The following is a 23,503-nucleotide window of genomic DNA, read 5'->3' on the forward strand; positions in this document are numbered from 1 at the left end:
CTTCGGCGGGGTTTTTGCTTTCTGGTCATCTGGCCATGTGGGCAAATGATACCAATTATCAAAATTGCGACACTAAGCACATTTCACTGTTTATGTGGTTAATGAATCAGTTCATTTACCATATACGATCCAAATCACAAAATTTCACGCTAAAAAATAACGATTTCTCAGTGTTGTTAATTTGTTGCTGATGTTGCGGTAATGGTGTTTATAGTTTTCACATTTGATATGTGAATATTGAATTCAAAAACATTCCCAGTGTGGATGTGTGATGTATTCGACCCTTTTGTATATCATTATTGTTCTATTTGATAAAACACAAAAATGTTTTAAATAGAAAATGGTTGTTTATTAGCCGTTAATTGTCTGAAAGATAGTCTTTATTGATATTTCAAAATACAAAAAATCCACCGTGGTTATCACCATAAAATAAATTTATTACCGCCATTTTTGTTGATCAATATCAGCGTATTGGTGTGTTTTTATATTATTAAATAATTGATATTTAAGTATTTTAATTGTGTTTCGTGGAACCCAATAATGATGCGAAAAGTCAAATTGTGAGTAACAGCACATACCCCCTGAAACACTATTAGGTAGAATTCGCTCCGTCATAGGGAAATAAGCGCAGAATATTATGAACACTATTATTCTACCGAAAACACAGCACCTCGTGGTATTTCAGGAAGTCATTAAAAGTGGCTCCATAGGTTCTGCGGCAAGACAGTTGGGCCTGACGCAACCGGCCGTCAGCAAAATCATCAGCGATATCGAGTCCTACTTCGGTGTTGAAGTGATGGTTCGTAAAAACACGGGCGTTAAGTTGACCGCAGCAGGCCAGGTTCTGCTCTCGTATTCAGAGTCGATCACCCGCGAAATGAAAAACATGGTGAGCGAGATCAACAGCCTCAGTTTTAGCACCGTTATGGACGTCTCCTTTGGCTATCCGTCGCTGATAGGCTTCACTTTCCTGTCTGAGATGATCAAAAAATTCAAGGAAGTGTTCCCGAAAGCGCGCGTCTCGATGTACGAAGCACAGCTCTCTTCGTTCCTGCCCGCTATCCGCGACGGCCGACTGGATTTTGCCATCGGTACGTTAAGCGATGAAATGCTGCTGCAGGACCTGCACGTCGAGCCGCTGTTTGAGTCCGAGTTTGTGCTGGTCGCCAGCAAATCACGAACGTGCACCGGCCCGACGACACTGGCATCGCTCACGCACGAGCAGTGGGTGATGCCGCAAACCGATATGGGCTACTACAAAGAACTTCTCACCACCCTGCAAGACAACCACATCAGCATTGAAAACATCGTCCAGACCGATTCCGTCGTCACCATCTATAACCTTGTCCTCAATGCCGATTACCTGACGGTGATCCCCCGCGACATGATTGCACCGTTCGGTTCTGACCAGTTTATTGTCCTGCCGGTGGAAGATGAATTACCCGTGGCGCGTTATGCCGCCGTGTGGTCGAAAAATTACAGAATTAAAAAATCGGCGTCGGTATTAGTTGAGCTGGCAAAACAATATGCCTCAATGACCAGCGAAAGACGACGATGAAATATTAATTCCCTGGAATGTATTTAACCATTTTAAAAAACACCCAGAGTTTGTTTTTTTATGCTCCGATACCCTGACTTTGCCTGAAAACAATGAATTATTATAACGAGGATATTATGCACATTACTTACGATCTCCCGGTAACGATTGAAGATATTCAGGATGCCAGAAAACGCCTGGCAGGAAAAATCTATAAAACCGGTATGCCGCGCTCAAATTATCTCAGCGAACGTTGTAAAGGAGAGATATTCCTGAAATTTGAAAACATGCAGCGCACCGGCTCGTTTAAAATTCGCGGTGCGTTTAATAAGTTAAGCTCGCTGACCGACGCGGAAAAACGCAAAGGCGTGGTTGCCTGCTCCGCAGGGAACCACGCGCAGGGCGTATCGCTTTCCTGTGCCATGCTCGGTATCGACGGCAAAGTGGTGATGCCGATGGGCGCGCCGAAATCTAAGGTCGCCGCCACGCGCGACTACTCCGCTGAAGTGGTGCTGCACGGCGAGAATTTTAACGACACCATCGCCAAAGTGAGCGAAATCGTCGAGATGGAAGGGCGCATATTTATCCCGCCTTATGATGACCCGAAAGTGATCGCCGGCCAGGGCACCATCGGCCTGGAAATTCTCGAAGATTTATACGACGTGGATAACGTGATTGTACCCATCGGCGGTGGCGGATTAATTGCCGGTATTGCGACAGCAATTAAATCCATCAACCCGACCATTAATATTATCGGCGTACAGTCTGAAAACGTTCACGGGATGGCGGCTTCTTATCAGGCTGGAGAAATAACCAATCATCGCGTTTCCGGCACATTAGCCGACGGCTGCGACGTGTCTCGTCCGGGTAAATTAACCTTCGAAATTGTTCGTGAATTAGTTGACGACATTGTGCTGGTCAGCGAAGACGATATTCGCAACAGCATGATCGCACTTATTCAGCGAAATAAAGTGGTCACGGAAGGTGCTGGCGCGCTGGCCTGTGCGGCGTTATTAAGCGGCAAGCTTGACCACTATATTCAGGGCCGTAAAACCGTCTGCATTATTTCCGGCGGCAATATCGATCTCTCCCGTGTTTCCCAAATTACCGGCTTCGTTGACGCATAAAGGTGACCTATGAGCAACACAGAAAGCATTATCGTTGGCCAGACAAAAACGTCCTCCTGGCGTAAGTCTGACACCACATGGACGCTTGGCCTGTTTGGTACCGCCATTGGCGCAGGCGTGCTGTTCTTCCCCATTCGCGCAGGCTTTGGCGGCTTGATCCCCATCCTGCTGATGCTGGCACTCGCCTTCCCGATTGCGTTTTACTGCCACCGCGCGCTGGCGCGCCTGTGTCTGTCTGGCAGTAACGTCTCCGGTAACATCACCGAAACGGTGGAAGAGCACTTTGGTAAGACCGGCGGGGTGGTAATCACTTTCCTCTACTTCTTTGCGATTTGCCCGCTGCTGTGGATTTACGGCGTCACCATTACCAACACCTTTATGACCTTCTGGGAAAACCAGCTCCAGATGCCCGCGCTGAACCGCGGCGTAGTGGCGCTGTTCCTGCTGTTGCTGATGGCCTTTGTTATCTGGTTCGGTAAAGACCTGATGGTGAAGGTGATGAGCTACCTGGTGTTCCCGTTCATCGCCAGTCTGGTGCTGATTTCCCTGTCGCTGATCCCATACTGGAACTCGGCGGTAATCGACCAGGTCAACCTGAGCGATATCGCCTTCACCGGTCATGACGGCATTCTGGTCACGGTGTGGCTGGGGATCTCCATCATGGTCTTCTCCTTCAACTTCTCGCCTATCGTCTCCTCGTTCGTGGTCTCCAAGCGCGAAGAGTACGAGCCGGAGTTCGGGAAAGAATTCACCGAGCAGAAATGTTCCAAAATCATCGGTCGCGCCAGCATGCTGATGGTGGCCGTGGTGATGTTCTTCGCCTTCAGCTGCCTGTTTACGCTCTCTCCGCAGAACATGGCGGACGCCAAAGCGCAGAACATTCCGGTGCTCTCTTACCTGGCGAACCACTTCGCGTCGATGTCAGGCACTAAATCTACCTTCGCGACGGTATTGGAATACGGCGCGTCCATCATTGCGCTGGTTGCTATCTTCAAATCCTTCTTCGGGCACTACCTGGGCACGCTGGAAGGGCTGAATGGTCTGATCCTCAAGTTCGGCTACAAGGGCGACAAGAAGAAAGTCTCTGTTGGCAAGCTGAACACCATCAGCATGGTGTTCATCATGGGCTCCACATGGGTCGTGGCCTACGCCAACCCGAACATTCTGGACCTTATTGAAGCCATGGGCGCGCCAATCATTGCCTCTCTGCTGTGCCTGCTGCCGATGTATGCCATCCGCAAGGCGCCTGCGCTGGCGAAATACAAAGGCCGCACAGAGAACATCTTCGTTACCGTGGTTGGTCTGCTGACCATTCTGAATATCGTTTACAAACTGTTCTAACCCATTGCTCAGGAAGAGCGGAGTCACATGATGATTGAGTTTCCGGTAGTACTGGTTATTAACTGCGGATCGTCCTCTGTTAAGTTTTCGGTGCTTGACGCCAGCAGCTGCGATGCCCTGATGACGGGCATTGCAGACGGGATCAACACCGAGAAGGCCTTTATTTCCGTGAACGGGGGTGAGCCGGTTCGACTGGCTCACCAGGACTACGAAGGGGCGCTGGCTGCCATCGCCCTGGAGCTGGAGAAGCGTAACCTGATGAGCAGCGTGGCCTTAATTGGCCACCGCATTGCGCACGGTGGCGATCTCTTCAGCGAGTCGACCCTGATCACGGAAGAGGTGATTGAGCAGATCCGCCAGGTTTCCCCGCTGGCGCCGCTGCATAACTACGCCAACCTGAGCGGCGTGGAAGCCGCAGAGCGCCTGTTCCCGGGCGTGCAGCAGGTGGCGGTATTTGATACCAGCTTCCATCAGACCATGGCGCCGCAGGCGTATCTGTACGGCCTGCCGTACCGCTATTTTGAAGAGCTGGGCGTGCGCCGCTTCGGCTTCCACGGCACCTCTCACCGCTACGTGGCCGGGCAGGCGCACGCGCTTCTCGGGCTCTCTCCCGATGACAGCGGCCTGGTGATTGCCCATCTCGGCAACGGGGCGTCCATCTGCGCGGTGCGTAACGGCGTAAGCGTGGACACGTCCATGGGGATGACGCCGCTTGAAGGGCTGATGATGGGCACGCGCTGTGGCGACGTGGATTTCGGCGCGATGACGTGGATTGCCCGGCAGACCGGCCAGTCGTTCGAGGATCTGGAGCGCGTGGTCAACAAAGAGTCCGGGCTGCTGGGGATCTCCGGGATTTCTTCAGATCTGCGGGCATTAGAGAAGGCCTGGCACGAAGGTAATGAGCGGGCCGCGCTTGCGATACACACCTTCGTTCACCGCATTGCGCGGCACATTGCGGGGCATGCTGCGTCCCTGCATCGTCTGGATGGCGTGGTGTTTACCGGCGGGATCGGTGAGAACTCCGTGCTTATCCGCGCGCTGGTGGCGGACCACCTGAAGGTGTTTGGCATCATCCTCGACGAGTCCAAAAACGCCCTGCCGGGCAGCGCGGGTGAGCGCGTCATCTCCACCGAGTCGTCCCGCGTGGCCTGCGCGGTTATCCCTACCAATGAAGAAAAAATGATCGCGCTGGATGCCCTCCGTCTTGGGAAGGTTACCCCGGTCGCGGCTTACGCCTGATAAAGCGAGAAACACATGAAAGTAACAATCGATACGGGCGTCGCGCCTTACAGCGACGCATGGGCCGGGTTTCGCGGTGAAGAATGGAAAAACGCCATCAACGTGCGCGATTTTATTCAGCATAACTACACCCCTTATGAAGGCGATGAAACTTTCCTCGCGCAGGCGACGCCAGCAACGACGGCGCTGTGGCAGAAGGTAATGGTCGGCATTCGCCAGGAGAATGCCACCCACGCTCCGGTGGATTTCGACACCAACATTGCCACCACCATTACCGCCCACGGGCCGGGCTATATTGACCAGGCGCTGGAGACGATCGTCGGCCTGCAAACTGACAAACCGCTCAAGCGCGCCCTGCATCCGTACGGCGGGATCAACATGATCCGCAGCTCGTTCGAAGCCTATGGTCGCGAGATGGATCCGCAGTTCGAATACTTTTTTACCGACCTGCGCAAAACCCACAACCAGGGCGTGTTTGACGTCTATTCGCCGGAGATGATGCGCTGCCGTAAATCCGGCGTGCTGACCGGTCTGCCGGACGGCTACGGGCGCGGGCGCATCATCGGCGACTATCGCCGTGTGGCGCTGTACGGGATCGCTTATCTGGTGTGCGAGCGTGAGCTGCAGTTTGCCGATCTGCAGGGCTGGCTGGAGCGCGGTGACGATCTGGAAGCCACGATCCGCCTGCGCGAGGAGCTGGCGGAGCACAGGCGCGCGCTGCTGCAGATCCAGCAGATGGCGGCGAGCTACGGCTTTGATATTTCACGCCCGGCGATGAACGCTCAGGAAGCGGTGCAGTGGCTCTATTTTGCCTACCTGGCGGCGGTGAAATCCCAGAACGGCGGGGCGATGTCGCTGGGACGCACGGCCTCGTTCCTTGATATTTACATCGAACGCGACATGCAGGCGGGACGGCTGAACGAAGTTCAGGCGCAGGAGTTGATCGACCACTTCATCATGAAGATCCGCATGGTGCGCTTCCTGCGCACGCCGGAGTTCGATACGCTCTTCTCCGGCGATCCGATCTGGGCGACGGAAGTGATCGGCGGCATGGGGCTGGACGGGCGCACGCTGGTGACCAAAAACAGCTTCCGTTATCTGCACACTCTGCACACCATGGGGCCCGCGCCGGAGCCGAACCTGACGATCCTCTGGTCTGAACAACTGCCGATCGCGTTCAAGAAATACGCCGCGCAGGTGTCGATCGTCACCTCGTCGCTGCAGTATGAGAACGACGATCTGATGCGCGCGGACTTCAACAGCGACGACTACGCCATCGCCTGCTGCGTCAGCCCGATGGTGATCGGCAAGCAGATGCAGTTCTTCGGCGCGCGCGCCAACCTCGCCAAAACGCTGCTGTACGCGATCAACGGCGGGGTGGACGAGAAGCTGAAGATCCAGGTCGGCCCGAAAACCGAGCCGCTGCTGGATGAGGTGCTGGATTACGACACCGTGATGGCGAGTCTCGATCACTTTATGGACTGGCTGGCGGTGCAGTACATCAGCGCGCTGAATCTCATTCACTACATGCATGATAAGTACAGCTACGAAGCCTCGTTGATGGCGCTGCACGACCGGGACGTTTATCGCACCATGGCCTGCGGCATTGCCGGGCTGTCGGTGGCGGCGGATTCCCTGTCGGCGATTAAATACGCCACGGTGAAGCCGGTGCGCGACCATACCGGTCTGGCGGTCGATTTCGTGATTGAAGGGGACTATCCGCAGTACGGCAACAACGACGATCGCGTGGACAGCATCGCCTGCGATCTGGTGGAGCGCTTTATGAAGAAAATTCAGGCGCTGCCAACCTACCGCAACGCGGTGCCGACCCAGTCGATTCTGACCATCACCTCCAACGTGGTTTACGGCCAGAAGACCGGGAATACGCCGGACGGACGCCGCGGCGGCACGCCGTTTGCACCGGGGGCCAACCCGATGCATGGCCGCGACAGAAAAGGAGCCGTGGCGTCGTTAACCTCGGTCGCCAAGCTGCCGTTCACCTATGCCAAAGACGGGATCTCCTACACCTTCTCCATCGTGCCGCAGGCGCTGGGCAAGGACGAGCTGGTGCGCAAAACCAACCTTGTGGGCCTGCTGGACGGATACTTCCACCACGAAGCGACCATTGAGGGCGGGCAGCACCTGAACGTCAACGTGATGAACCGGGAGATGCTCCTGGATGCCATCGCGCATCCCGAGAATTACCCGAATCTGACGATCCGCGTGTCAGGCTATGCGGTGCGTTTTAATGCGCTGACGCGCGAGCAGCAGCAGGATGTGATTTCGCGAACGTTTACCCAGTCCATCTAAAAGAGAGTTCTCATGCCCCCTCATCGCAGGGGGCTTTTTTTGCCCTCTAAACATACAAAATTGTTTATATAATTATTCAAACATTTTCATCCGCTCCTGAAAAACAATGCTCCTGCTTTTTCCTATAACAAAATGTAAGGACTGTAAGATGATGAAAATGACTCGTATTGTTTTGGTTGTTGCGTCACTGGCGGCGTGCAGTTTTACGGCGCAGGCCGCGAACGTTGAGGCTGCCCCGTCTCCCTCGCAGGATCCGCTGGTACAGCACCTGAAGCTCAGCAATGAGCAGGTTAAGAAGATTAAAGATCTGCATAAGCAGCTGGAACAAAATGTCAGCAAGATCCCGATGACGGGCGTGAAGGACGGCGCGCTGATCGACATGTTCCAGGCGGGTAAATGGGACGAAAGCACGGTGAAAAACCAGCTTGCTGCCTTCAGCAAAATTGAAGAGCAGACCCGCTACTACCGCGTGAAATATTACTTTGACGTCAGTCGGGTATTGACGCCTGAACAGCGTAAGCAGATCAAAAAAGAGATGGCTAGCGCGCTGGCAGAGTGATCCAGGAATCTTTCATCTAAATGAAACCTCACAGAATCGCTTCAATTGGATTCTGTGAGGAATGATCCTGACTTTCATGCTGATGCCAGTTCATTCCATGCATCAGAGAATTGAATATTCCCGTCGCAATAGGTCCAGGTCGCTTTTTCGTAGCGCAATTGAATAGATTCAAGGTGGCCAGTACCAGGACAGTTACGAGTATCGTTAACAATAGGGGAGATAGAGACAACTTTCACACCTTCCAGCTCAGTTCTAAAATATTCAACCTCCCAACCTGCGTCATTAATTCGGTAATATTTAATCTCAACTTTCTTAAGTTTTGCCCTGTTGCTACCGCCTTATAAAGATAAGGAGATGAGCTATCAATTTCCTTCTCGAACAGGAAAGGCGCGTGTTTCCTCGTTCCGGTTAATCTTCCGGAGAGTGGATCGGTTGGAATACTCAAATTATGGGTTAAACCTCTAATTTCAACACTCCCTTCACGATCCTGAACATCACATGAACCTTTAATGAGTGAGCCACCATCGTCATAGAACCAAATGTGAACAGGTACGGCCATGATAAAAACTCCTTCTATAAATCAATCGTGTATCCATTTGCCTGCTTTTACCGCTTCGGCAAACATTCTTACCGTTAATGGCTTTGATATTTGCTTAACCGGTTCTTTAGTAAACCATTTCCTGAAAAACCAGGTTTGAGTCCAGGGGAAATAATTTTCAGTGTTAACTTCGATAAGATACTCTTTTTCGAATCTTTCAATGGCATACACGATATCATCCAGATCGGTGTAATCCTGTAAAACATCATCTATCTCAAGCGGGATTCTCTTGCCCGTAAATGTTCCTTGTTCTGGTAAATTGTCCCTGAAGAATTTTAAAACATCAGCTTCACTGTTCATCTTCACCAAATCCGGTCTTTTGGGTGAGCAATCGAATTATACCTTGAAAGCGTTTTGTAACTTATCATTGCAACATCTGCAGCAAGTATGGTTATCCCTAGTGCAGGTATCCATCGGCCGATGAACGCACCTAAATTTTTGGTATACATTGGTTTTCTGTATTTAAAGCTTGCAAGTGTAATTGTAGGTAATCGGTGTGGTAGCTGTACATTCAGTAGATCTCGCAGGTACTTAGATGCCACAGATGTGCCTATTGTAGCCGTTTCTGGCTTTGTTCTGGTTTCAAGTATAGGTAAACCAAGAATCATAGTGGCCATCATTACTGCATCCTTTAATCCGCCGAACTGTTCATCGGTGGCATCCAGAAAAATCCAAAAAAATAACTCAGATGCGGAGATGTTACATACACCTTTATAAAAGTATGTTCCATTGAGTTCTTCAACGGTGTCCATAGTATAACCATAATCATCAGGTGGTTTGTTGAGATGTCATCCTATAAAAAACAAAAGGTTGAGAGTAGGGCATTCATCTTTATAAATTCCGAAATATTCTTATTTTAAGGGTAATATGATTTTTTGAGCTGTATCACTTTTAGAAAATTTCATCTTCGTTTAAAGATATCATAGAATTTTTTACTCCTCGTAAAGAAAATCCACATAAAACTTGTGACTTTTTTCTCTCTCGCTCCGGCTATGATTTTCTCACACCAACAATAACCACCTGCTGCTCTCTGAATCGCAATCGCTGGCGATCGGAACCTAATAAAAACAACTATTTACCCTACAAAATAAGCGAGTGCCCAATGAATACGGCAACAAACAGCAGTGTGATTGTGAATGATTCCCCTGCGGCAAGGCGGGCGGGAATGAGCGAAAGCGAATGGCGAGAGGCGATTAAATTCGACAGCACCGACACGGGTTGGGTCATCATGAGTATCGGGATGGCTATCGGCGCGGGGATTGTTTTTCTCCCGGTGCAGGTGGGATTAATGGGCCTGTGGGTATTTTTACTCTCTTCAGTTATTGGTTATCCGGCCATGTATCTGTTCCAGCGTCTGTTTATTAATACGCTGGCGGAATCGCCGGAATGCAAAGACTACCCGAGCGTGATTAGCGGTTATTTGGGTAAGAACTGGGGCATCTTATTAGGTGCACTCTATTTCGTAATGCTGGTGATCTGGATGTTCGTCTATTCCACGGCCATCACTAACGACAGCGCCTCGTATTTGCACACCTTCGGCGTGACCGACGGTTTGTTATCTGAAAATCCGTTCTACGGTTTATTCCTGATCTGCATTCTGGTCGCCATTTCGTCGCGTGGTGAAAAGCTGCTGTTTAAAGTGTCCAGCCTGATGGTGCTGACCAAATTATTTGTGGTAGCGGCGCTGGGTCTGTCGATGATTGGTCTCTGGCATTTAGCTCACGTCGGTATGCTGCCGCCGATGGGGCTGCTGATTAAAAATGCCATTATTACGCTGCCCTTTACCTTAACCTCCATTCTGTTTATTCAGACCTTAAGCCCGATGGTGATTTCCTATCGCTCGCGGGAAAAATCCGTTGAAGTCGCGCGCCACAAGGCGCTGCGGGCGATGAATATTGCCTTCGGCGTACTGTTTGTCACGGTCTTCTTCTACGCGGTCTCATTCACCCTGGCGATGGGGCACGACGAGGCGGTTAAAGCCTACGAGCAGAATATTTCTGCCCTGGCGATTGCGGCGCAGTTTATCAGCGGCGACGGCGCGGGCTGGGTCAAAATCGTCAGCGTGATCCTCGACATCTTCGCCGTGATGACCGCGTTCTTCGGCGTCTACCTCGGCTTTCGTGAGGCCACGCAGGGTATCGTGATGAATATCCTGCGCCGCAGAATGCCGGCAGAGAAAATCAATGAAAGCACCGTCCAGCGTGGGATTATGCTGTTTGCCATCCTGCTGGCCTGGAGCGCGATTGTGTTAAACGCGCCGGTGCTGAGCTTCACTTCTATCTGTAGCCCCATCTTCGGCATGGTGGGCTGCCTGATCCCTGCATGGCTGGTCTACAAGGTACCGGCGCTGCATAAATATAAAGGCGTATCTCTGGTGATTATTGTCATTACCGGGCTGCTGCTTTGTGTTTCTCCTTTCCTCGCGTTTTCCTGAGGACACATAAGGTCGTAACGATGTCTGAGCAAACTCATCCTTTATGGAATCAATTTATTCGCGTGGTGCAGGAAGAAGTTAAGCCTGCACTGGGGTGTACCGAGCCGGTATCTCTGGCCCTGGCCTGCGCAATTGCTGCAGAGCAACTGCCTGGCGACGTTACGCAGATTGAGGCGTGGGTATCGCCAAACCTGATGAAAAACGGGCTTGGCGTAACGGTGCCCGGCACCGGTATGGTCGGGCTGCCTGTTGCGGCGGCGCTGGGTGCCATCGGTGGCAATGCGCAGGCGGGGCTGGAGGTGCTGAAAGATGTCACCGCCGATGCGCTGACACGCGCCAAAGCGATGCTGAACGCGGGCCTGGTGCAGGTGAAATTGCAGGAGCCGTGCGATGAGATCCTCTATTCGCGAGCCTGCGTTTACGCCGGAGATGCCTCGGCCATGGTGACCATTGCGGGCGGACATACCCGCGTGGTGGAGGTGGTTTGCCAGGGCGAAACGCGCTTCACGCTGGACGATCGGCAGCGCCAGACAAACGACGATCCGCTTGCCGTGCTCTCCACCGCCACGCTGTCGCAGATCCTGGCGTTTGTCGAGCAGGTACCGTTCGATGCGATCCGCTTTATCCTGGATGCGGGGCGTCTGAACGATGCGCTCTCCCGTGAAGGATTAGGCGGAAACTGGGGGCTGCACATTGGCGCGACGCTCAACAAACAGCGCACACGCGGATGGATAGCGCAGGATCTGGGTTCAGACATTGTGATCCGCACCAGCGCGGCCTCGGATGCCCGCATGGGCGGTGCGACGCTGCCGGCGATGAGCAACTCTGGCTCCGGGAATCAGGGGATTACCGCCACGCTGCCGGTGGTGGTGGTGGCTGAGCACGTTCAGGCTGATGACGGACGGCTGGCGCGGGCGCTAATGCTCTCGCATCTGTCGGCGATCTATATTCATTATCAGCTTCCGCGTCTGTCCGCACTGTGTGCGGCGACAACGGCAGCGATGGGCGCTGCGGCGGGGATGGCGTGGCTGATGGGCGGTTCTTACCAGACCATTTCCATGGCGATCGGCAGTATGATCGGTGACGTCAGCGGAATGATCTGCGATGGCGCGTCTAACAGTTGTGCCATGAAAGTTTCAACCAGCGTCAGCTGCGCCTGGAAAGCGGTAATGATGGCGCTGGATGATACTGCCGTGACGGGCAACGAGGGCATTGTGGCGCACGACGTGGAGCAGTCGATCGCCAACCTGTGCGCACTGGCGTGTCGCTCAATGCAGGCTACCGATCGGCAGATTATTGAGATTATGGCGAGTAAGGTGTTGTGATTTAATCCAACCCGTTATCCCTCACCCTAACCCTCTCCCATAGGGAGAGGGAACCGATCGAGCGAGGGGGCGTGTTGATCTTAAACCGGCAAATCAATCAGCAGCGCGCGCAGCGGCGTATCGGCAACCAGGGTGATATTCGCTTCGTCACGAATAAACGCCCCGTCACCGCAGGTGAGCGCTTCTTTCTCTTCCGTATGCGTGACCGCATGCACCGTACCGTGAATGGACTGTAAATAGGCGCGCGGACCGTGCAGCTGGAAGCTCGCCTGTTCACCTTTCTTCAGTTCGATATGGTGTAACCACACCTGCTGACGCAGCTGCAGGCTGCCTTTGCTGCCGTCAGGCGAGGCGATCAGCTGCTGTTTATCGTCTTTCAGATCGATCTTTTGCACCAGCGGGTTTTCCCGCTCAGGGCAGGCGTCCAGCCACAGCTGCATGCGGGTCAGCGTTTTATCTTTGCTGAGGTTATGCTCGCTGTAGCTGATGCCCGGCTGCGTGGAAATTAACAACGCTTCGCCAGCCTTCGCCTGGACATGATTGCCCTCGCTGTCGCGGTATTCTGCCTCGCCTTCCAGGATCAGGTTCAGGATATCGACTTTCGGATACGTACGCGGCTGGAAGGACGCGCCCGGGGCGAGCACTTCCTGATTCAGTACGCGCAGTGAAGCGTAACCGAGGAGTTTCGGGTCAAAATAGTGTCCAAAGGAAAAGGTGTAGCGGGCCTGCAGCCAGCCGAAATCGGCTTGTCCGCACTGTTTAGCTGTTCTTGTCGTAATCATAAACTTGACCTCTCTTTACACTAAAACAATGGTAAAGGTATGGACGCTGCATTGTTAGCCAGATATTCTGCCCGGTATGTTCAAATTTCCTGAATGAGAACGAGATGGCTAAAGAGAGAGCATTGACGCTTGAGGCGCTTCGCGTCATGGACGCGATTGACCGACGCGGGAGTTTTGCTGCGGCAGCAGATGAGCTGGGGCGCGTTCCGTCTGCGCTGAGCTACACCATGCAGAAGCTGGAGGAAGAGCTGGACGTGGTGCTGTTTGACCGCTCCGGCCATCGAACAAAATTCACTAACGTTGGCCGCATGTTGCTGGAGCGCGGCCGCGTCCTGCTGGAAGCGGCGGACAAGCTGACGACGGATGCCGAAGCGCTGGCCCGCGGCTGGGAAACTCACCTGACGCTGGTCACGGAAGCGCTGGTGCCAACCGAAGCGCTGTTCCCGCTGGTGGATCGCCTGGCGGCGAAGGCCAACACGCAGCTGTCGATCATCACCGAGGTGCTGGCCGGGGCGTGGGAGCGTCTTGAGACGGGCAGGGCGGATATCGTCATTGCGCCGGATATGCACTTCCGCTCATCCTCGGAAATCAACTCCCGCAAGCTTTACAGTGTCATGAACGTCTACGTTGCCGCGCCGGATCACCCGATTCATCAGGAGCCGGAGCCGCTCTCTGAAGTGACGCGCGTGAAGTATCGCGGCGTGGCGGTGGCGGATACCGCGCGTGAACGTCCGGTGTTAACGGTGCAGCTACTGGATAAACAGCCGCGTTTAACCGTCACGTCGCTGGAAGATAAGCGTCAGGCGCTGCTGGCGGGGCTGGGCGTGGCCACTATGCCGTATCCGTTTGTTGAAAAAGATATTGCGGAAGGACGACTGCGGGTGGTGAGCCCGGAGTACACCAGTGAGGTGGATATTATTATGGCGTGGCGACGCGACAGCATGGGCGAAGCCAAATCGTGGTGCCTGCGCGAAATTCCAAAGCTCTTTGCGCAACACAACAAATAAGCGTGTAGGCCCGGTAAGCGTAAGCGCCACCGGGCATGAATTTACGCGCCGATCTTAGGATCCGGCCCAAAGCGGTTTTCGCCCGGCGTCCCGCTCTGACAGTTGAAAATCAAAATCACGATCCAGCCGACAAGCGGGATCAACAGCAACAGCAGCCACCATGCCGAACGATCGGTGTCATGAAGACGTCGGAACAGCACGGCCCATGAGGGCAGCAGAACCAGCAGACCATAAATCGTAGTGAGAACGCCCTCACCGCCCGCCCGTTCCCAGCCGAGAATTTTATCCACAATGCCCAGCACCATAATCAGGACGAAGTTCACCAGAACAAACATCCAGTACTCTTTGCGGCGGGCGCGGCCACCAAATCCAATGTAGTTGCGCAGTACTTTTAAATACCAGTCCATTTTTTCCTTGCCTCTCAGTCAGTCAATCACTTGTTTTCTAAGCGATCGAGGTAAGGATAGATGTATGTTGTGAATTAAAAAAGGGAATCAATAGATTCCCCAAATAATTATCCAAAGCGAACGTCGCGCCCGTGCGGTTCATCCAGGTCCTGCCATGGGCCCGTAGAGATAATGCCCGTCGGGTTGATGGTCTTATGGCTGCGGAAATAGTGGGTGCGAATATGGTTAAAATCGACCGTCTCCGCGATCCCTGGCATCTGATAGATGTCGCGCAGGAAGCCGTGCAGGTTCAGGTAGTCGCTGATGCGATGCTTGTCGCACTTGAAGTGGGTGACGTAAACCGGATCAAAGCGGATCAGCGTGGTCCACAGGCGGATGTCCGCCTCCGTCAGGCGGTCGCCCGTCAGATAGCGATGCTGGCCGAGGATCTGCTCCAGTCGTTCCAGGGATTCAAAGACTTTTCCGACCGCTTCGTCATACGCTTCCTGGCTGGTGGCAAATCCTGCTTTATAGACGCCGTTGTTGACGTTGTCGTAGATCCAGCCGTTCAGTTCGTCAATTTTATCGCGCAACTCGACCGGGTAATAATCCCCGGCGCGGGCACCGTGCGCGTCAAACGCGGTGTTGAACATGCGGATAATTTCCGCTGATTCATTGCTGACAATCGTCTGGTTTTTCTTGTCCCACAGCACCGGCACCGTAACGCGTCCGGTGTAGTGCGGATCGGCGCGCAGATAAAGCTGGTAAAGGAAATCGTGATGATACAGATCATCGCCGGTCGCGGCGGGGAAATCACTGTCGAACGTCCAGCCGTTCTCCAGCATCAGCGGGTTGACCACCGAAACCGGAATCAAGGATTCGAGACCTTTAAGTTTGCGTACAATCAGCGTGCGGTGCGCCCACGGGCAGGCGAGAGAAACGTAAAGGTGATAACGGTCTTTCTCGGCCGCGAAGCCGCCTTCACCGCTCGGGCCGGGAGCACCGTCGGCGGTCAGCCAGTTACGGAAGGCCGAAACAGAGCGCTTGAAGCGTCCGCCGGTGGATTTGGTGTCATACCAGACATCCTGCCAGACGCCGTCTACGAGTTGTCCCATTTTTTTCTCCTCCGTCAGATAGCAAAAGCGAGGAAATATTTCCTCGCTTTGTGTTCAGTCAGTATAGCGTGCTTACCACTTCTTATTCAGAAGGCGGTCGATGCTGTAAGCGCCTGGACCAGTGATAGCCAGCAGCAGGAAGCCACCCGCGATGGTCAGGTTTTTCATGAACATCAGTGAGTTCACGCCTTCAGCAAAGTTGCTGTGGAAGATGAACGCGGTCAGCAGGGTAAAGCCTGCGGTGAACAGCGCGGTAGTGCGGGTCAGGAAACCGAACAGAACCGCCAGGCCGCCGCCGAACTCAAGCAGGATGGTCAGTGGCAGCAGGAACCCCGGAACGCCCATGGCTTCCATGTACTGCTGGGTACCCGCGTAACCGGTGATTTTTCCCCAACCAGCCACGATGAACAGAACTGGCATCAGAATACGTGCGACCAGTACACCAACATCTTCTAATTTTTTCATTTTACTCTCCAGGAAACCACATGAGCGGCTGAACATTATTTGTCTGCAATTCCGGGTAGATACCGCGGCGCTGCTGTCGATGGAGAGGATAATAAACGGGGCGGGTGGCAATTGTTAGCAAGGAAAACTGTCAATCTTCTTCAAAGATATTGAGTAAGGGGGCGTGCGCGCTGGTGCCCTCACCCCAACCCTCTCCCACAGGGAGAGGGCGCAAAAACAAAAAACGGTAACCAGGGTTACCGTTTTGCTTTTATCACCGTAATTGCTGCTGACGGAGCGTCGCTTTCACCAGACGCCAGGCGCTCCAGGCACCAAAACCACGGCGTGCCCAGCGGATCAGCATATTCGGATGACGAACCGTCCAGATAGCCATCACGCTACTGCCGACCAGCGCCCATGAACGCAGGCTGAGGAACGTATTCCAGCCCCGGTCAAACCGCCGCGTCGCGTCAATCCAGTCGCGGCGGCTGGCAGACAAATCCAGCCGTTGCTGCTGGATCTGACTTAACAGGTACGCTTTTCGCTTCTGACGTTCCGCTTTATCGCTCACGGCTTGTCATCCTCCAGCAGGGCGCGATCGTTAGCCAGCTCCTGGCGCGTGTGGCGCAGGAAGGTAGACTTGCGCGCTTTACGCATCGTCCATATGCCGCCAATCAATGCCGCAACCAGCAGAACAACGGTGGTCGCGATCATAGCGTTCAGACGATACTGCGGGTCAATGGCCCAGATGATTAACACCATCAGGCTCATCAAACCAAATGCGGCGAAGAGCATGGTCAGCCCGAGCATCAGCAGCATCTGGAAGAGGTTCGCTTTCTCCTCTTCCAGCTCGACCACTGCAAGCCGGACGCGCGTTTCGGCAATCCCGACCAGCGTCGTTAAAATACGCTGGCCGATGCCGAGGACGTTGTTAGCAGGCCCTTGTGCGTGACGAGGATCTTCCATATCAACGACGCGTCAGAAGGACACCCAGTACCACACCGACTGCGGCACCAATTCCCACACCCGTCCATGGATTATCACGTACATATTCGTCCGCGCGCGCAGCCGCTTCACGGGTCTGCTTCGCCAGCGCATCACCGGTTTCACCCAGGCGATAACGGCTCTCTTTCAGCGCCTGCTCCGCTTTGCTGCGCAGCTTGCTGACTTCTTCTTTCGACTTATCGGCAGAGGAGTTCAGCACCTCTTCAAGGGTATCGGCCAGGGATTTCAGTTCAGCGCGCAGATGTTCAGACGTCGTATCTTTTGACATGATTCTCTCCTGTTGAGATTTCCGTTAACTCAATAATCGCGAGCTTCCAGCGCTTTCAGTTCGTCCTGCGCCTCTTGCAACTTCTTCTCGCGCTTGGCAATTTTTTCCGCATCCCCTTTCTCTTTCGCTTCCTGCAGGTCGTGACGGCGCTCGGCTATCTCGTCCTTCTGTTCAGCGATTTTCTTCTGGTGGTCAGCACGTAGCTTGCTGTCTGAACAGTTCGCCTTCACTTCGCTCAACGCTTTTTTAAGACCATCAACACGGTGCTGATTGTTATGCTTTTCGGCATAACCGATCTCACGCTGAATATCCTGTTCTTTCTCCTGACAGAGAGAGTTTGCGAAGGTCGCTGTGCTTAAAGAAAAAAGGGCCAGAGCCAGAGTCATGCGGAATTTCATTATCGAAACCTTCCATTGTGTTGCGGCGTAAGCCGCTATCCAAAATTATGCGGAGTACATTCGAGGGGTGCTCCGCGTACTTAAGCATAGTAAGTAAACGGGGGATTCACCAAAGTGAGTGAAAAGATTCGGAATCCTGGTAATTATCCAAACCGACGCGACGTATCGCGAATCAATGACAACCACGCGGCTGGCGGGTTGTCATCTTCCTGCTGGGCAATGATGTAGCCGTGCGGCAGCGTACGGTCAAGAACCGCCTTAGCAGCAGCGCTCTGCGCACGGGAATCAAACTTAATCAGTAAAACATCGTCCTGCGGGGTAATGCTTTTAAAGCGAATTCCGTTTGCATCCAGATGATGCCAGACAGAAAAACCGTCAGGCACGCCGATCCCCTGGTTTACCGGACGAATGGCAAGCGTAGCGTCCTGATGCGAAAGCGTATTCCAGGCCAGCAGTACGGTGCTGAGCATCACCAGTGCAACAAAGGCAAAGGCAAAGCGGCGCATGGCGAGCGGTGAGATAACCATCGTTAACCTCGCGCTCCGTATTTTTTCTTCCACAGCACAACCAGAGAGCCAATCAGGCCGAAGACCAGCAGAACAACAGGCAGCAGCATCAGGCAGGACATCAGCTGATCTTCATATTTCATGAAGACCGGCGTTTTACCCAGCGCGTAGCCCAGCGTCGTCAGGATCAGTACCCATAACAGACCGCTCATCCAGTTGAAGAATTGAAAGCGAGTGCTGCTCAACCCGGACAGCCCGGCAATGGTCGGCAGCAGGGTGCGGACAAAGGCGATAAAGCGGCCCATCAGCAGCGCGGAAAGCCCATGCTTATGGAAAAGATGGTGTGCCCGCTGGTGATAGTGTGCAGGCAGATGAGAGAGCCAGTTCTGGACGATTCGGGTATTGCCGAGCCATCTGCCCTGGATATAACTCACCCAGCAGCCAAGGCTGGCCGCGACGGTCAGTAATAAAATGGTCTGTGGGAACGCCATAGCGCCTTTGGCACACAAAACGCCGACAAGCACCAGCAAACTGTCTCCGGGTAAGAAGGCCGCAGGCAGCAAACCATTCTCAAGGAACAGGATCATAAATAAGACGAAGTAGAGCATGCCAATCATGGAAGGGTTGGCCAGCGTTTCAAAATCCTGCGCCCAGAGGGCATGCAGCAGTTGAGTCAAAAGTTCCATTCAGTGTTCCTGGAAATCGGTTAACGTCACGCCTGTTAGCCGGGACAAACAGCACGGCGACATTGTTGTGATTTCATTATGGTCGCTCGCGGACACATTGCGGTGTGGCCAACACTGTTCCCTGTTAATTGGCTGGTTAGCAAGCACTAACTTACAAAATAACGAAGTGAATCCAATTGTAACAAAGCCCAACGTTCTGCGTCACAGAATTTGCTGGGTAAAATGATTTTGGCGGAAGCTATGGAGGGGAGCGAGAGATTTTACAAAGGCTGACACTATATATGTTTTGCTTACCCACTTACGCTGGAAGGCGCAGCGAAGCGCCTGCCAGGCAGTAAGGCCACTTATTTTGCGGCATTCGGGACGGTATCGAGATGAACGACAGGATTATCAGCAAAAAGATAGCGGTCAGCGTTAAATTCGAAGTCGTCGCTGGTTTCATTGAACAGCATCTGTTTGGTGTTTTCCAGGTGCTGCCACATGGCCAGCTTCGCAGCGTGGGGGTCTTTACGAATCAGAGCCTTAAGGATTTGATCGTGGTCGTCACACCAGTTGTCCACGGTACGGGAGTCGATATGGTCATGCAGTTTTTTCCAGTACGGGTTGTGAACGCGCTGAGTCCACATTTTATCAACGATTGCTGCCAGCGCCGTATTTTGGGTTGCCAGGGCGACCTGAACGTGAAACTGCAGATCCCACTCTGAATCGCGGAAACATTTTTCCTTGCGGGCATTCTCCTGGATTTCCATCAATTTCATGATGTCCTGCTTGGTCACCTGCGTCGCCGCAAATTCCGCAATATTACTTTCGATCAGCTGGCGAGCCTGGAGCAGCTCAAACGGACCGTAGCTGGCGAATTCAAGGCTTTCGTCCGCCACCGGAGAGTGTTTCGGCTGATTTGAAATCACATGAATGCCCGAGCCTTTACGAACCTCAACGTAGCCTTCTACTTCCAGCATGATGATCGCTTCGCGTACCACGGTGCGGCTTACGCTTTTTTCATCCGCGATAAAGCGCTCGGCGGGGAGTTTATCACCGACAAGATAGACCCCTTGCTCGATGCGATCTTTCAGCTCGGCAGCAAGTTGTTGATATAAACGACGTGGTTCGGTGATTTCCATATGCGCTCCAGGCAGGGTACGGCAGATGATTTGTTATACCACTTTTGCAGGCTACTCTCCAGATTTTGCCATTAAAAAAGCCGCCCGGAGGCGGCTTCAGTGAAACGCATTTTCGCTAACTCTGCGTTGCCGGTTTCCCGAGCGACTCTTTCGCCAGTTCGTCTGCGGATTTGCTCTTCAGCACCGTCCAGATAACCACCGCACCCATCAGGTCGAAGACTGCCAGCACTGCGAACAGCGGGCTGAAGCCGATGGTATCCGCCAGTGCGCCGACTACCAGGGCAAACATGGTGCTCGCGGTCCAGGCGGCCATCCCGGTCAGGCCGTTTGCCGTTGCCACTTCGTTACGACCAAACACGTCAGAGGAGAGCGTAATTAGCGCGCCGGACAGAGACTGGTGAGCAAAGCCACCGATGCAAAGCAGGGCAATGGCGACGTATGGACTGGTGAACAGGCCGATCATACCCGGGCCGATCATCAGCAGCGCGCCCATGGTGACGACCATTTTACGGGAGACAATCAGATTCACGCCGAACCAGCGCTGGAACAGCGGTGGCAGGTAACCGCCCACGATACAGCCCAGGTCTGCGAACAGCATCGGCATCCACGCGAACATCGCGATCTCTTTCAGGTTAAAGCCGTAGACTTTGAACATGAACAATGGGATCCACGCGTTAAAGGTACCCCAGGCCGGTTCTGCCAGGAAACGCGGCAGGGCGATCCCCCAGAACTGACGAGTCCCCAGGATCTGCCAGACGGACATCTTCTTGCCATTGTTAGTCTGATGCTGCGCTTCCTGACCACCAATGATGTATTCGCGTTCTTCTTCGGAAAGCTTTTTCTGATCGCGCGGGTGTTTATAGAAAATCAGCCACGCCATTGCCCAGGCAAAGCTCAGTACGCCAGAGATGATGAACGCCATCTGCCAGCTGTGCATCACGATAGCCCACACCACCAGCGGTGGCGCAATCATTGCACCGATGGACGAGCCCACGTTGAAGTAACCGACCGCAATGGAACGCTCTTTTGCCGGGAACCACTCAGAGCTGGCTTTCAGGCCTGCCGGGATCATGGCGGCTTCTGCCGCACCGACCGCGCCACGCGCCAGCGCCAGGCCGCCCCAGCTGCCTGCCAGCGCCGTAGCACCGCAGAACACCGCCCAGGCGATAGCGAAGAAGGCATAGCCGATTTTGGTACCGAGAATATCAAGAACATAACCTGCAACAGGCTGCATGACGGTGTAAGCGGCAGAATACGCCGCGATGATGTAAGAGTATTGCTGCGTGGAGATATGCAGCTCTACCATCAACGTCGGCGCCGCGGCTGCCACGGTGTTACGTGTCAGGTAGCCCAGCACGGTGCCTAACGTCACCAGTGCGATCATATACCAACGTAACCCTTTAATTTTACGCATCTAAAACCTCATCGTTATGTTATTTCCGCGCCAGAGCACGGCAACCTCTCAACCGTTGCCGGGAGCAGTTGTGTAACGGGAGGGGCGTCGCCGGAAGTCTGTCCCGGAACGGCCCGAACCTTGCCAAAAGTAAGCGTGCATAAGTCGGTATCCGTACCGTTAAATCCGATGTCTCTCACACCGGTAATGCATTCCGTCGGCTGAGTGTTTACGACGGCGAAAAGATAACTTGTCATACAACTTTAAAAGGTGAGTGACATCACAAATGTATGATTCTTTGTGGGGACATTATTCGTTGCGGGGGAAGCCAGTGCTGGCGCGGCCTGTAGAAGTGTTTACCCCATTCTGGGTAATTTTTTTGTCGACGTTTATTGATCTGACTCACGAAAAAAACGTCGGCTAGTGGAAATTGGTGTGATAACTTTGCAGCATATGAACATACGCTTTCTGACGCTCCCGTAATGAGGAAGACGATAATGACGCCGTTTATGACCGACGATTTTCTGTTAGATACCGAATTTGCCCGCCGCCTGTACCACGACTACGCAAAAGACCAGCCGATTTTCGACTACCACTGCCACTTACCCCCGCAGCAGGTTGCCGAAAATTACCGCTTCAAAAACCTGTATGATATCTGGCTGAAGGGTGACCACTACAAATGGCGCGCGATGCGCACCAACGGCGTGGCCGAGCGCCTGTGCACCGGCGACGCCACCGACCGCGAGAAGTTTGACGCCTGGGCGGCCACCGTTCCGCACACCATCGGCAACCCGCTTTACCACTGGACGCACCTCGAACTGCGCCGTCCGTTTGGCATCACCGGCAAGCTGCTTTCTCCGGCCACGGCGGATGAGATCTGGGACCAGTGCAATGAACTGCTGGCGCAGGATCAGTTTTCCGCGCGCGGCATCATGAAGCAGATGAACGTGAAGATGGTGGGCACCACCGACGATCCTGTCGACTCGCTGGAACACCACGCGGTCGTCGCCAAAGATACCTCTTTCGACATCAAAGTGCTGCCAAGCTGGCGCCCTGACAAGGCCTTCAACATTGAGCAGGCCACCTTTACCGACTACATGGCGAAGCTGGCGGAAGTGTCCGATACCGATATTCGTCGTTTCGCCGATCTGCAAACCGCACTGACCAAACGCCTGGATCACTTTGCGGCGCACGGCTGTAAAGTCTCCGACCACGCCCTGGACGTCGTTCTGTTTGCGGAATCAAACGAAGCGGAACTGGACAGCATCCTGGCGCGTCGTCTGTCCGGTGAATTGCTTAGCGAACATGAAGTCGCACAGTTCAAAACCGCGGTGCTGGTATTCCTCGGCGCGGAATACGCCCGTCGCGGCTGGGTACAGCAGTACCACATCGGCGCGCTGCGTAATAACAACCAGCGCCAGTTCAAACTGCTGGGCGCGGACGTGGGCTTTGACTCCATCAACGACCGCCCGCTGGCGGAAGAGCTGTCCAGACTGCTGAGCAAACAGAACGAACAAAACCTGCTGCCAAAAACCATCCTGTACTGCCTGAACCCGCGCGATAACGAAGTGTTGGGTACCATGGTCGGCAACTTCCAGGGCGAAGGGATGCCGGGCAAGATGCAGTTCGGTTCCGGCTGGTGGTTCAACGATCAGAAAGACGGGATGGAGCGTCAGATGACGCAGCTGGCGCAGCTCGGCCTGCTGAGCCGCTTTGTCGGTATGCTGACCGACAGCCGCAGCTTCCTGTCCTATACCCGCCATGAATACTTCCGCCGCATTCTGTGCCAGATGATTGGCCGCTGGGTGCATGCGGGCGAAGCGCCAGCGGATATCCAGCTGCTGGGCGAAATGGTGAAAAACATCTGCTTTAACAATGCGCGTGACTACTTCGCCATTGAACTGAACTAAGGCCGTTTGAGG

Annotated in this window: 24 protein-coding genes and 1 pseudogene; 10 read left to right on the forward strand and 15 right to left on the reverse strand. The window is 53.7% G+C overall.

Translation table 11 applies throughout. The annotated features are described in order from the left end of the window. The first annotated feature begins 637 nt into the window (after positions 1-637). The 6 genes from tdcA to ACWKXT_RS16530 all read left to right on the forward strand — a co-directional run bounded on the left by tdcA (position 638) and on the right by ACWKXT_RS16530 (position 8,113). Entirely contained in the window at positions 638-1,558 is a 921-nt protein-coding gene (gene tdcA / locus ACWKXT_RS16505; RefSeq protein ID WP_454532932.1) for a transcriptional regulator TdcA, read from the forward strand. 116 nt (positions 1,559-1,674) lie between these two features. Continuing rightward, a complete protein-coding gene (gene tdcB, locus ACWKXT_RS16510) occupies positions 1,675-2,664 on the forward strand; it encodes a bifunctional threonine ammonia-lyase/L-serine ammonia-lyase TdcB (RefSeq protein ID WP_454527620.1) in 990 nt (329 codons plus the stop codon). Between the two features lie 9 nt (positions 2,665-2,673). Continuing rightward, on the forward strand, positions 2,674-4,005 hold the full coding sequence (gene tdcC / locus ACWKXT_RS16515) for a threonine/serine transporter TdcC (RefSeq protein WP_454532933.1): 1,332 nt from the start codon (positions 2,674-2,676) through the stop codon (positions 4,003-4,005). 30 nt (positions 4,006-4,035) lie between these two features. After that, positions 4,036-5,244 carry a propionate kinase gene (gene tdcD / locus ACWKXT_RS16520; protein WP_454527699.1) on the forward strand — a complete coding sequence of 403 codons (1,209 nt, stop codon included), beginning with the start codon at positions 4,036-4,038 and terminating at the stop codon, positions 5,242-5,244. A 15-nt stretch (positions 5,245-5,259) separates the two neighbouring features. Further along, a complete protein-coding gene (gene pflB / locus ACWKXT_RS16525) occupies positions 5,260-7,554 on the forward strand; it encodes a formate C-acetyltransferase (protein WP_454532934.1) in 2,295 nt (764 codons plus the stop codon). Between the two features lie 148 nt (positions 7,555-7,702). After that, a complete protein-coding gene (locus tag ACWKXT_RS16530; RefSeq protein ID WP_454532935.1) occupies positions 7,703-8,113 on the forward strand; it encodes a Spy/CpxP family protein refolding chaperone in 411 nt (136 codons plus the stop codon). Between the two features lie 149 nt (positions 8,114-8,262). Here ACWKXT_RS16530 and ACWKXT_RS16535 read toward each other — a convergent pair. The 3 genes and pseudogenes from ACWKXT_RS16535 to ACWKXT_RS16545 form a co-directional block, all read right to left on the reverse strand. Further along, positions 8,263-8,672 (reverse strand): annotated as a pseudogene (locus ACWKXT_RS16535) (Hcp family type VI secretion system effector); the annotation flags it as partial. Positions 8,673-8,693: 21 nt separating this feature from the next. After that, positions 8,694-9,011 carry a DUF1493 family protein gene (locus tag ACWKXT_RS16540; RefSeq protein ID WP_047364687.1) on the reverse strand — a complete coding sequence of 106 codons (318 nt, stop codon included), beginning with the start codon at positions 9,009-9,011 and terminating at the stop codon, positions 8,694-8,696. 2 nt (positions 9,012-9,013) lie between these two features. Then, a complete protein-coding gene (locus tag ACWKXT_RS16545) occupies positions 9,014-9,463 on the reverse strand; it encodes an STM2901 family protein (protein ID WP_454532936.1) in 450 nt (149 codons plus the stop codon). Positions 9,464-9,813: 350 nt separating this feature from the next. Here ACWKXT_RS16545 and ACWKXT_RS16550 point away from each other — a divergent pair, with 350 nt between their 5' ends. Together ACWKXT_RS16550 and ACWKXT_RS16555 are read left to right on the forward strand one after the other, a co-directional pair. Next, entirely contained in the window at positions 9,814-11,145 is a 1,332-nt protein-coding gene (locus ACWKXT_RS16550) for a hypothetical protein (RefSeq protein WP_454532937.1), read from the forward strand. Positions 11,146-11,165: 20 nt separating this feature from the next. Continuing rightward, positions 11,166-12,470, forward strand: a complete 1,305-nt coding sequence (locus tag ACWKXT_RS16555; protein WP_454532938.1) for an L-cysteine desulfidase family protein — start codon at positions 11,166-11,168, stop codon at positions 12,468-12,470. 80 nt (positions 12,471-12,550) lie between these two features. Here ACWKXT_RS16555 and ACWKXT_RS16560 read toward each other — a convergent pair whose 3' ends face one another. Further along, positions 12,551-13,252 (reverse strand): pirin family protein, encoded by a 702-nt coding sequence (locus ACWKXT_RS16560; RefSeq protein ID WP_454532939.1) that lies wholly within the window; start codon positions 13,250-13,252, stop codon positions 12,551-12,553. Between the two features lie 104 nt (positions 13,253-13,356). On the opposite strand from ACWKXT_RS16560, the gene yhaJ reads away from it, so the two are divergent. Continuing rightward, positions 13,357-14,259: a DNA-binding transcriptional regulator YhaJ gene (yhaJ, locus tag ACWKXT_RS16565; protein ID WP_454527611.1), complete on the forward strand. Its 903-nt coding sequence runs from the start codon at positions 13,357-13,359 to the stop codon at positions 14,257-14,259. A 41-nt stretch (positions 14,260-14,300) separates the two neighbouring features. Here the strand turns inward: yhaJ and ACWKXT_RS16570 are convergent, their stop codons facing one another. From ACWKXT_RS16570 to ACWKXT_RS16620, 11 genes are all read right to left on the reverse strand, one after another. Beyond that, positions 14,301-14,666: a DUF805 domain-containing protein gene (locus ACWKXT_RS16570; RefSeq protein ID WP_061096989.1), complete on the reverse strand. Its 366-nt coding sequence runs from the start codon at positions 14,664-14,666 to the stop codon at positions 14,301-14,303. A 107-nt stretch (positions 14,667-14,773) separates the two neighbouring features. Further along, a complete protein-coding gene (locus ACWKXT_RS16575) occupies positions 14,774-15,760 on the reverse strand; it encodes a glutathione S-transferase family protein (RefSeq protein ID WP_454532940.1) in 987 nt (328 codons plus the stop codon). Between the two features lie 72 nt (positions 15,761-15,832). After that, positions 15,833-16,225, reverse strand: coding sequence for a DoxX family protein (locus ACWKXT_RS16580; RefSeq protein ID WP_454532941.1), 393 nt, complete (start codon positions 16,223-16,225; stop codon positions 15,833-15,835). Between the two features lie 253 nt (positions 16,226-16,478). Beyond that, positions 16,479-16,775, reverse strand: coding sequence for a YqjK-like family protein (locus ACWKXT_RS16585; protein ID WP_014885330.1), 297 nt, complete (start codon positions 16,773-16,775; stop codon positions 16,479-16,481). After that, positions 16,772-17,170, reverse strand: coding sequence for a phage holin family protein (locus ACWKXT_RS16590; RefSeq protein ID WP_013098867.1), 399 nt, complete (start codon positions 17,168-17,170; stop codon positions 16,772-16,774). The genes ACWKXT_RS16585 and ACWKXT_RS16590 overlap by 4 nt, the downstream gene beginning before the upstream one ends. Before the next feature lies 1 nt (position 17,171). Then, on the reverse strand, positions 17,172-17,477 hold the full coding sequence (locus ACWKXT_RS16595) for a DUF883 family protein (RefSeq protein WP_008503141.1): 306 nt from the start codon (positions 17,475-17,477) through the stop codon (positions 17,172-17,174). Between the two features lie 29 nt (positions 17,478-17,506). Then, complete coding sequence (locus ACWKXT_RS16600) at positions 17,507-17,875, reverse strand: DUF1090 domain-containing protein (RefSeq protein WP_454527607.1); 369 nt, start codon at positions 17,873-17,875, stop codon at positions 17,507-17,509. A gap of 143 nt (positions 17,876-18,018) precedes the next feature. Continuing rightward, positions 18,019-18,402, reverse strand: coding sequence for an EnvZ/OmpR regulon moderator MzrA (gene mzrA, locus ACWKXT_RS16605; protein WP_454527606.1), 384 nt, complete (start codon positions 18,400-18,402; stop codon positions 18,019-18,021). 2 nt (positions 18,403-18,404) lie between these two features. Further along, positions 18,405-19,067, reverse strand: a complete 663-nt coding sequence (gene yqjA / locus ACWKXT_RS16610; RefSeq protein ID WP_454527605.1) for a DedA family general envelope maintenance protein YqjA — start codon at positions 19,065-19,067, stop codon at positions 18,405-18,407. Between the two features lie 344 nt (positions 19,068-19,411). Then, on the reverse strand, positions 19,412-20,188 hold the full coding sequence (exuR, locus tag ACWKXT_RS16615) for a transcriptional regulator ExuR (RefSeq protein WP_454532942.1): 777 nt from the start codon (positions 20,186-20,188) through the stop codon (positions 19,412-19,414). Positions 20,189-20,303: 115 nt separating this feature from the next. Beyond that, positions 20,304-21,602 (reverse strand): MFS transporter, encoded by a 1,299-nt coding sequence (locus tag ACWKXT_RS16620; RefSeq protein WP_454532943.1) that lies wholly within the window; start codon positions 21,600-21,602, stop codon positions 20,304-20,306. Between the two features lie 476 nt (positions 21,603-22,078). Here ACWKXT_RS16620 and uxaC point away from each other — a divergent pair, with 476 nt between their 5' ends. Next, on the forward strand, positions 22,079-23,491 hold the full coding sequence (gene uxaC / locus ACWKXT_RS16625) for a glucuronate isomerase (protein ID WP_454527602.1): 1,413 nt from the start codon (positions 22,079-22,081) through the stop codon (positions 23,489-23,491). The last annotated feature ends 12 nt before the right edge of the window (positions 23,492-23,503 follow it).

Source organism: Enterobacter sp. UPMP701 (assembly GCF_053709515.1).